Source organism: Idiomarina sp. UBA4206 (genome assembly GCF_002383015.1).
GTDB classification, from domain to species: domain Bacteria; phylum Pseudomonadota; class Gammaproteobacteria; order Enterobacterales; family Alteromonadaceae; genus Idiomarina; species Idiomarina abyssalis.
The window spans coordinates 11143-14129 of sequence record NZ_DFTS01000014.1 but is presented as its reverse complement, the minus strand read 5'-3'; the positions used below and the strand labels follow the sequence as shown (position 1 = coordinate 14129).

General features: G+C 45.3%; 5 protein-coding genes. 3 read left to right on the top strand and 2 right to left on the bottom strand.

Annotated elements, in window-relative coordinates; all coding sequences use genetic code 11:
* Together B3180_RS02670 and B3180_RS02665 are read left to right on the top strand one after the other, a co-directional pair.
* The coding region (locus B3180_RS02670) for an EamA family transporter (protein ID WP_286842884.1) at nucleotides 1–500 on the top strand (500 nt) is incomplete at its 5' end.
* A gap of 69 nt (nucleotides 501–569) precedes the next feature.
* On the top strand, nucleotides 570–779 hold the full coding sequence (locus B3180_RS02665; protein WP_054487553.1) for a CPXCG motif-containing cysteine-rich protein: 210 nt from the start codon (nucleotides 570–572) through the stop codon (nucleotides 777–779).
* Here B3180_RS02665 and B3180_RS02660 read toward each other — a convergent pair.
* Complete coding sequence (locus B3180_RS02660) at nucleotides 773–1381, bottom strand: riboflavin synthase (RefSeq protein WP_054487552.1); 609 nt, start codon at nucleotides 1379–1381, stop codon at nucleotides 773–775. The genes B3180_RS02665 and B3180_RS02660 overlap by 7 nt on opposite strands.
* A gap of 30 nt (nucleotides 1382–1411) precedes the next feature.
* On the opposite strand from B3180_RS02660, the gene B3180_RS02655 reads away from it, so the two are divergent.
* Entirely contained in the window at nucleotides 1412–2446 is a 1035-nt protein-coding gene (locus B3180_RS02655) for a DUF3080 domain-containing protein (RefSeq protein ID WP_278358659.1), read from the top strand.
* 37 nt (nucleotides 2447–2483) lie between these two features.
* Here B3180_RS02655 and B3180_RS02650 read toward each other — a convergent pair whose 3' ends face one another.
* Nucleotides 2484–2747 (bottom strand): hypothetical protein, encoded by a 264-nt coding sequence (locus B3180_RS02650; protein ID WP_054487548.1) that lies wholly within the window; start codon nucleotides 2745–2747, stop codon nucleotides 2484–2486.
* Between the last annotated feature and the right edge of the window lie 240 nt (nucleotides 2748–2987).

Genomic DNA, 2987 nt, shown 5'->3' with positions numbered 1-2987 from the left:
TCATAACCTTAAGCGGCGTTCTGTGGGTCGTTACAGAAAAAGCCCCTGACAAACAACCTGCGCTTTCTTTATCTGGTATCTTTTTCGGTTGCGGCGCGGCGCTCTGTCAGGCCACCGGGTTAGTCATGGCTTTTGCGGTACTAATGCAGTCGAATGTTAACGCTATTGATGCGGCATTTGTGCGTCTTGCCACAGGGTCTTTGTTGCTTGCCATAATTGTCGGGCTTTCAAAGCGAGGCGCGTACAACGCAATCATAAAACAAGTTCGCTCTATCAATCCGTTGCCACTGCTCGGCGCCATTGTATTCGGTACATTTCTGGCTATTTGGTTACAGCAAATTTCAATCGCCAATATCAACCCGGGTCTTACCCAAACCTTGCTATCCACCGCACCACTCTTTTTAATACCGATATCTTTACTGAAAAAACAACGGATTACCCCACGTTCTATAGCCGGAGCCCTAATCTCATTGGGCGGAATCAGTATTTTATTTCTATAGTAAGACGTAGAACCTTATTTCGTTGAGGATGCGAGGATAAACACTGACATCCCGGCAAAGGAGTTACCAATGAACGAAGAAAACTTACAAAGTGTGTCGGTGAAATGCCCGCACTGTGGTCACAATACTTTTTTGGATATTGACGCATCGGAGGGAAATCAGGACTATCAGGAAGAGTGTTCCGCCTGCGGTGACCTCATTCATGTTCAGTTACAGGTTGATGAAGTTAACCAACAGGCGCGCGTTAAAGTAGACGGCAACGACGAACAGTTTTACTGACGTTTAGCCAGCACCCGCTCAACGGTTTCAACAATAGTGATGGTTTGCTGATCAAGTTCAATGTTCAAACTGTCACCCACCTGCGTTGATTCTAAGTTGGTTAAGCGCAACGTTTCAGGAATTAAGTGCAGACTAAAGTAATTTGCGTCTACCTGACCTACCGTCAAACTCGCTCCATTAACTGCAATAAACCCTTTGGCAAACAAATACGGCGTGTATTGCTCCGGGAGTTCTACCCACATAGCGACATTATTGCCGGACGTATCAATTTTAGTCACTTTGCCCTGACAATGAATATGACCGGAAACCGCGTGCCCGCCAATTTCATCACCCACTTTAAGCGACCGCTCCAGGTTCACCGTATCCCCCTCGCTTAACAACCCCAGGTTCGTTAACCGCAAGGTTTCATCAATAACGTCAAAGTGCACCTGGGTATCGTTAAACTCAACCACAGTTAAACAGCAACCATTTATCGCAATACTTGCACCAATGGCCAAGTTTTGTAGAAATTGAGGTTCAGTTTTAATGACCAAGTGTCGAAAAGATCCTTGGTCAGAGACTGAAAATATCGTAGCTTGGGTTTGGACAATACCGGTAAACATCGATAAAACCTTGTTGCAAGGAATAAAATAATGAAGCGAAGTGTACTGATTTTCAGGCCTTTTGGCTATGTGTTAGTGGTCTTAGGATTATCTGCCTGCTCAGATGATCCAGGACTAACAGAGTACGCCGATAAGCTGAATAACCAAGTTCACAGTACACTCAATCTGCCTGCTCAAACGATACAGGCACCTAAGCCTCAACTGCAGTACCCTGCTAAACGCGATTTAACGCATAATATTGAGCGAACCAGCATGGGGTTACTGGACAGTCTGCAGCTTAATCATTGCCAATTAGGTCAGTTGATTGCCGAAAACAACAGCTCGCTGGGCAGGCTAAAAAATGGATTCAGCCGCTACCATGCTGATCTGGCAATGATTCAGGCACTCAATGAATGCATTGAACACCCTGATTCAACCGGCGTTAAAGACAAATTAAAAGAAGCTCTGGCGCATAAAGAGTCACAGCTTAAGAACAGCCTGGCGAACGCCTTTGCCCGCGACGACGGGCTCAGAAAAGCTTTGTCAGTAGGAAATAATTCGTTACCCAAAATACACGTTACCGAATACAACTACGCGGTAAATGCACTGGAACGTTTCACCCGCATACTGGAACGCTGGAGCTACACAAAAAAAGCGGATGACCCGGCAGAACTCATAAAAATGCTTGGCCGTTTAGAGCGTAGTAATTACCTTCCCGACCTTTACCGCACTATGCTGGACTACTCCTATAAATTGGAGAAAATGACCGAACTTCTGCCTGAGATCCCACAATCGGTTTACTGCCAGAATGACCAAGTACCCGATAAAGCTCTGGAGCTGAAAAAAGCTTTTAACGCCATTTATATTGAAGAAATGCAAGGCGACATAGCGGAAATTATCGAACAGCATCAGCGTTTACTGATGACTCTTGAAAGTCTCGAAGGCATAGCACCTCAGCCCGAGTTAAAGACCTACATTGCAGAGTTGGGTACGCTCAGTAAAAAGCTCACCGATGCATCAGTGCATTTTGTTCGCCCGTGGCAGAGGTTTTACAGTGCCTGTGACTTTACGCCGGGCCTGGATTAAACGTAGCTGACTCAATTTACTGGCGCCGACTTTACGCTTACAGATGCCATATTTTAGTCAGACTGGGGTGTGGCTTACCTTGCTCTTTTTCATGAATTTCATTGATAACGTAGCGTAAACCAAGAAATACCCAGAGCCAGAAAGCCGCAAACAGTGTACCAACCATAATAACGATGACCGATGAACGCATCAAAATATCCACATGCAGAATATTAAACCCAAGCTGCGCGATGATACCCGCTATTCCGGCAAGAAAAAGAAGCCCGGCAAACGCCCGTATTACTCGTAAAAAATTTAACATGAAACCTCCTGAGTCTTTGCCGATTTCCCCCCTATCCCCTTTTATTGAAGCCGAAAAAGAAAATTTGAGCAAATTCAACGGGACTTAAGCGCAACACCTCTGGCTCTGTATTGAATAGAAATTCGACAAACAAATGGGTTTCATAAAAAATCACTTGCACCTGTTAGCGCAAATCACTAATATACCGCCCGTCTTAACGACACTTCTAAATGTGCGTCCGTAGCTCAGTTGGTTAGAGCG